This window comes from Actinomycetospora sp. (assembly GCF_055612215.1).
Genome location: NZ_JBVPVA010000632.1, coordinates 1 through 5,653 on the forward strand (window position 1 = coordinate 1; position 5,653 = coordinate 5,653).

The window sequence follows — 5,653 nt, forward strand, 5'->3', positions numbered from 1 at the left end:
CGCCGGACCTCCGCGAGCAGGTCGCCGCCGAACACCTCGGCCGGCGTCCGCCCGTCGACGAGGGCCACGTCGGGCTCCGACCAGGCGGCGAGGACCCGCGCCCCCGAGCCCGCCGTCATGGGCAGCCGCACCCCGACCGGCACGGTGTCGCGCAGGCCCGAGGCCGGCTCCGAGGCCGCGACGCACACCCGGGAGTCGCCCTCACGGCGGTAGAGCTGGACGCTCTCGCCGGTGAGGTCGCGCAGCGTGGGCAGGACCTCCTCGGCCGCGGTCAGCAGCGGATCGTGGTGGCCGTGCGCGAGCTCGGCCAGGGCGGGCCCGGGCCGCCAGCGGCCCTCCGCGTCACGCTCCAGGAGGCGGTGGGCCTCCAGGCCGACGGCGAGGCGGTGCGCCGTCGCGCGCGGGAGCCCGGTGCGCTCGCACAGCTCGCCCAGGCCACAGGGGGCGACGGCCGCGGCCCGCAACACCCCCACCGCCTTGTCGAGCACGCCGATTCCGCTAGTCTGTCCCACGGGACGACACAATAGTCCCACTCTGTGAGATGTCTACGGAGTGGGGAACTCAAGAGGTGAGACGGTGGGACGCACACTCGCGCAGAAGGTCTGGGACCAGCACGTGGTCCGTGCAGGCGGAACGGGTGACGGGGAGGACGCCGCGCCCGACCTGCTCTACATCGACCTCCACCTCGTGCACGAGGTGACCAGTCCGCAGGCCTTCGACGGGCTCCGCCTCGCCGGCCGGACGGTCCGCCGGCCCGACCTCACGATCGCCACCGAGGACCACAACGTCCCCACCATCGACATCCTCGCGCCGATCGCGGACAAGACCTCGGCGACGCAGGTCGCGACCCTGCGGCGCAACGTCGAGGAGTTCGGCGTCCGCCTGTTCTCGATCGGCGACCTCGGCCAGGGGATCGTCCACATGATCGGCCCGGAGCTGGGGCTCACCCAGCCCGGCACGACGGTCGTGTGCGGCGACTCGCACACCTCCACCCACGGCGCGTTCGGCGCGCTCGCGTTCGGGATCGGCACCTCGGAGGTCGAGCACGTGCTCGCCACCCAGACGCTGCCGCTGCGCCCGTTCAAGACGATGGCCATCGAGATCTCCGGCCAGCTGCGCCACGGCGTGACCGCCAAGGACGTCATCCTCGCGGTCATCGCGAAGATCGGCACCGGCGGTGCCGCGGGCTACGTGATGGAGTACCGCGGCGAGGCGGTGCGCGCGATGTCGATGGAAGCGCGCATGACGATGTGCAACATGTCGATCGAGGCCGGCGGGCGCGCCGGCATGGTCGCCCCGGACGAGACGACCTTCGAGTACCTGAAGGGCCGACCGCACGCGCCGCAGGGCGAGGAGTGGGACCGCGCGGTCGAGGCCTGGCGCGAGCTGCGCACCGACGACGACGCGGAGTTCGACACCGTCGTGCACATCGACGCCGCGTCGCTCACGCCGTTCGTCACCTGGGGCACGAACCCCGGCCAGGGCCTCCCGCTCGCCGAGGAGGTGCCCGACCCCGACCAGATCGCCGACGAGGACGCCGCTGCGTCTGCGCGCAAGGCCCTCGCTTACATGGACCTGACGCCGGGCACGAAGCTGCGCGACATCGCCGTCGACACCGTCTTCCTGGGCTCGTGCACCAACGCCCGCATCGAGGACCTGCGCGCGGCGGCCGACGTCATCCGCGGCAACCACGTGGCCGACTCGGTGCGCATGCTCGTCGTGCCCGGGTCCATGCGCGTCAAGGCCCAGGCTGAGGAGGAGGGCCTCGACGCGGTGTTCACCGAGGCCGGCGCGGAGTGGCGCTCGGCCGGGTGCTCGATGTGCCTAGGCATGAACGCCGACCAGCTCGAGCCGGGGCAGCGCTGCGCCTCGACGTCGAACCGCAACTTCGAGGGCCGGCAGGGCAAGGGCGGTCGGACCCATCTGGTGTCGCCGCTCGTCGCCGCCGCCACCGCCGTCCGGGGCACGCTGTCCTCGCCCGAGGACCTGACGCCGTCCGTGCTGACGACGGCCTGAGGGGACACGACATGGAGAAGTTCTCGACCCACACCGGCATCGGCACCCCGCTGCGGATGTCGAACGTCGACACCGACCAGATCATCCCGGCCGTCTACCTCAAGCGCGTCACGCGGACCGGCTTCGAGGACGGGCTGTTCGCCTCCTGGCGGGCGGACCCGTCGTTCGTGCTCAACACCGAGCCCTACAACCGCGGCTCGGTGCTCGTGGCCGGGTCCGACTTCGGCACGGGGTCGTCGCGGGAGCATGCCGTCTGGGCGCTGCTCGACTACGGCTTCCGGGTGGTGATCTCCTCGAGGTTCGGCGAGATCTTCAAGGGCAACTCGTCCAAGGCGGGCCTGCTGGCGGCGACCGTCGAGCACTCCGACGTGGAACTGCTCTGGAAGAAGATCGAGTCGCGGCCCGGCATGGAGCTCACCGTCGACCTGCACGCGAAGACGGTGACGGCCGAGGACCTCGTCGTGCGCTTCGAGGTCGACGACTACACCCGCTGGCGGCTCATCGAGGGGCTCGACGACATCGGGCTCACCCTGCGCCACGAGGAGGACATCACGGCCTACGAGCAGACGCGGCCCTCCCACAAGCCGACGACCCTGGTCTGAGTCCGGGGATCACCGCTCCGCGTAGGTGCTCACCGGTTGGGTGAGCACCTCGGGCCCGTGCTCGGTGACGGCCACGGTGTGCTCGATGTGGGCGGCGCGGCTGCCGTCGGTGGTGCGCAGCGTCCAGCCGTCGGGGTCCTCGTCGTAGGCGTCGGTGCCGCCCGCGATGAGCATCGGTTCGAGGGCGAGCACGAGGCCGGGACGCAGCCGGAGTCCACGGCCGGGTCGGCCCTCGTTGGGGACGTGGGGATCCTCGTGCATCTCGCGCCCGATGCCGTGCCCGCCGTGGCCCTCCATCAGCCCGTACCCGGTGGATCGCGCGACGGTGCCGATGGCGTGCGCGACGTCCCCGAGCCGGGCGCCCGGGCGGGCGGCGGCGATGCCGGCGTCGAGGCTGGCCCGGGTGGCGGCGATGAGGGCCTCGTCGCCGCGGGTGATCCCGGTGTCGGGGTGCTTCCCGACGATGAAGGTGATGGCGGCGTCGCCGCTCCAGCCGCGGTACCGCGCCCCGCAGTCGACGGAGACGAGGTCGCCGGGCGCGAGGACGTACCGGCCGGGGATGCCGTGGACGACGGCGTCGTTCACGCTGATGCAGCTGACGCCGGGGTAGGGCGAGGGCGCCGACCGCGGCTGGTAGCCCAGGAACAGCGCCTCGGCGCCGGCTGCGGCGATGGTCGCGGCGGCGACCTCGTCGAGCTCGTCAAGCCGCACCCCGACCTCGGCCGCGTCGCGGACGGCGGCCAGGGCCGCGGCGGTGATCTGCCCGGCGTGGCGCATCAGCTCGATCTCGTCGGGGGTCTTGAGCTCGATCACGACGGACTCCAGGGCTCGGGATAAGAATCCCGGTATTAGTATCACGGTCATGGTGCGTGTGCCGTTGACCCCCGAGGAGCGCGAGCGAGGCCGTCGCCTCGGGGAGGTGCTGCGCGACGCGCGCGGGACGCGGGCGATGACGTCCGTCGCGGCGTCGGTCGGCATGCCTGTGGAGACGCTGCGCAAGATCGAGTCGGGTCGGGTGCCCACCCCGGCCTTCTTCACGGTCGCGGCCCTGGCCGCGGAGCTGTGCCTGCCGCTCGACGCCCTGGTCGATGCCTGCGGTCCGGCCGACGATCTCGAGGAGCCGAGAACGGCCTGACGGGCGACCCGCGAGCGAGCGCTGCCTCGGGTCAGAAGGGCGGCTCCTCGGGGAAGCTGTCGTCGGGGTCGGGGTCGGGGTCGGGCTGGGCGTCGAGGTCCGGCTGACCGGTGCGGCGGCGGGCGCGCTCTCGGAGGCGGGCGGCGGTGTCGATCGCGGCTTCCGTGAGATAGCCGTGCTTGTTTCGCCGAGGACTGCCGGGCGGGGGGGTCGGAGGCGGGTCGAGCGCCATGGCGGGGAGCTCGGCGTGGTCGTCGTCGGTACGCGGAGCGGGATCGGGCATCGGGTCGTAGGGCCCGGGCTCCCTGACGTGGACCCGACCGGTGGGACCTGTCCACTCGAACCGCCCGGGCCTGGACTGGACCACGGTCCAGCCGGAGCCGGGGCGGTGCTTGAACGTGTGGTCGCGTCGGCAGAAGGGGCCGAGGTCGTCGGCGCGGGTGACTCCGCCGTCGGCGACGGGGAGGGTGTGGTCGAGGTCGCAGGTGGTGGCGTCGGCGGCGCAGCCCGGGGAACGGCAGGTCTGGTCGCGAGCCCGGACCCAGGTGCGCAGGGCGGCGCTCGGGTAGCGGTGGCCGATCTCGGCCTGGGTGCGGGCGGGGTGCTCCTCGTCCGGCCGGGCGCGCGCAGCGGCCAGCGCCGCGGCAGCCCGCCGGAGCAGGCCGAGCGCGTCGCCGCGGATGAGGACCCCGCCGGGTGGTGGACGGCCGTCGAGGGCGAGGCGCTCCCCGGCGATGCCGGCCGCGAGGGTGTCGAGCTCGTGGGTGTAGGCGGTGAGCTCGACGACGTGGCGTCGACGTTGGTCGGCGTGCGGGGGTGGTTCGCCGCGCCGGGGCGGGCGGACGGTCAGCGCGTACTCGAGGGCGCCCGAGGGGTCGTAGAGCAGGACCCGGTAGGTGCTGCGGACGCGGTTCCAGGCCATCGCGACGGCGACGGAGTTGGCGACGACGCCACGGCCGGGGAGTGTGCCGGGCCGGCGGTCGAGGCCGAGCACGGTGCGCAGTCCGACGCGAAGCGCGACGCGGGGGGCGAACGGCACCCGCCACGGCGGCTTCTCGACGGCGTCGGTGCCGCGCGTGCCGGGCTCGGTGGCGTCGGGGTCGGACTCCAGCGGGTCGCCGCCGTCGTCCGGGCCGCCGTCGTCCGGGCCGCCGTCGTCCGGGCCGCCGTCGTCGGGTCCGTCATCGTCGGGTCCGCCGTCGTCGGGGTCATCACCCGCAGGGCCGCCGAAGCGTTCGACGACGTGCTCGATGACGTCGCGGTCCCACATCCCGGCTCCGGCCGGGCCGGTCAGGGTGAGCATGACCTCGGAGCGGATCGGGCCGATGGGGGCATCCATCCCGGCGCTGCGCAGCCGGCGGGCGACGAGTTGGGCGAGGGCGACGATGCGGTCGTGGGCGTCCTGGGCGGGTTCCTCGGGCAGGTCGAGTCCACAGAGCTCAGCGGCGCCGGACGGGGCGGTGCGGAACGTGACCCGGCTGTGGGCGATCGCGGCGGCCCGCCGGGCTTCGGCCCAGGCGGGGTCGACCGCCTCGGCCTCGGCCTCGATCCGCTCCCGCAAGGGCTTGAACGCCAAGCCCGGTGCGACCGGCAGCACGCGTTCGACGACGGTGCGGGCCTGGGCGGTGTCGAGCTCGGCGAGCGTGCCGGTGAAGATGCCGGCCTTGTACTCCTCGAGGACGCCGGTGGCCATGGCCTGACCGAGGGCGGGAGGCGTTCGAGGACCTGCCGGGCGAACTCGAGGCGGCGGGCGGCGTACGACTCCGACCAGCCCAGGGACGCCGCCACGATCTTCCCGGCCCGGCGCCGGTCGTGCACGCGGTCGCGGGTGCCGGCCCGGGCGCGGCTGGTCTCGAGCATCCAGCGGGCCAGCTGCAGGGTCGTCCGGTTGGTGTGGGCG

At 73.8% G+C, this 5,653-nt stretch carries 6 protein-coding genes; 3 read left to right on the plus strand and 3 right to left on the minus strand.

Annotated features, from left to right (window positions below):
• Positions 1-512, minus strand: a 512-nt coding sequence (locus AC0CYZ_RS17330) for an IclR family transcriptional regulator (protein WP_472217538.1), incomplete at its 3' end; no start/stop codon positions are given.
• Between the two features lie 64 nt (positions 513-576).
• Between AC0CYZ_RS17330 and leuC the strand changes: the two genes are divergently transcribed.
• Positions 577-2,016, plus strand: a complete 1,440-nt coding sequence (gene leuC, locus AC0CYZ_RS17335) for a 3-isopropylmalate dehydratase large subunit (protein ID WP_472217540.1) — start codon at positions 577-579, stop codon at positions 2,014-2,016.
• Positions 2,017-2,027: 11 nt separating this feature from the next.
• The gene (gene leuD / locus AC0CYZ_RS17340; RefSeq protein ID WP_472217542.1) at positions 2,028-2,618 is read left to right on the plus strand and encodes a 3-isopropylmalate dehydratase small subunit; all 591 of its coding nucleotides are present in this window, start codon (positions 2,028-2,030) and stop codon (positions 2,616-2,618) included.
• Positions 2,619-2,627: 9 nt separating this feature from the next.
• Here leuD and map read toward each other — a convergent pair whose 3' ends face one another.
• Entirely contained in the window at positions 2,628-3,431 is an 804-nt protein-coding gene (map, locus tag AC0CYZ_RS17345; RefSeq protein ID WP_472217544.1) for a type I methionyl aminopeptidase, read from the minus strand.
• 49 nt (positions 3,432-3,480) lie between these two features.
• Between map and AC0CYZ_RS17350 the strand changes: the two genes are divergently transcribed.
• Entirely contained in the window at positions 3,481-3,753 is a 273-nt protein-coding gene (locus AC0CYZ_RS17350) for a helix-turn-helix domain-containing protein (protein ID WP_472217546.1), read from the plus strand.
• 31 nt (positions 3,754-3,784) lie between these two features.
• Here AC0CYZ_RS17350 and AC0CYZ_RS17355 read toward each other — a convergent pair whose 3' ends face one another.
• Positions 3,785-5,446, minus strand: a complete 1,662-nt coding sequence (locus tag AC0CYZ_RS17355; RefSeq protein WP_472217548.1) for an HNH endonuclease signature motif containing protein — start codon at positions 5,444-5,446, stop codon at positions 3,785-3,787.
• Positions 5,447-5,653 lie beyond the last annotated feature (207 nt).

Coding starts and splice junctions, on each gene's coding strand:
- AC0CYZ_RS17350 (WP_472217546.1), top strand. CDS start 3,481: ATGGTGCGTGTGCCGTTGACCCCCGAGGAGCGCGAGCGAGGCCGTCGC.
- AC0CYZ_RS17355 (WP_472217548.1), bottom strand. CDS start 5,446: ATGGCCACCGGCGTCCTCGAGGAGTACAAGGCCGGCATCTTCACCGGC.
- leuD (WP_472217542.1), top strand. CDS start 2,028: ATGGAGAAGTTCTCGACCCACACCGGCATCGGCACCCCGCTGCGGATG.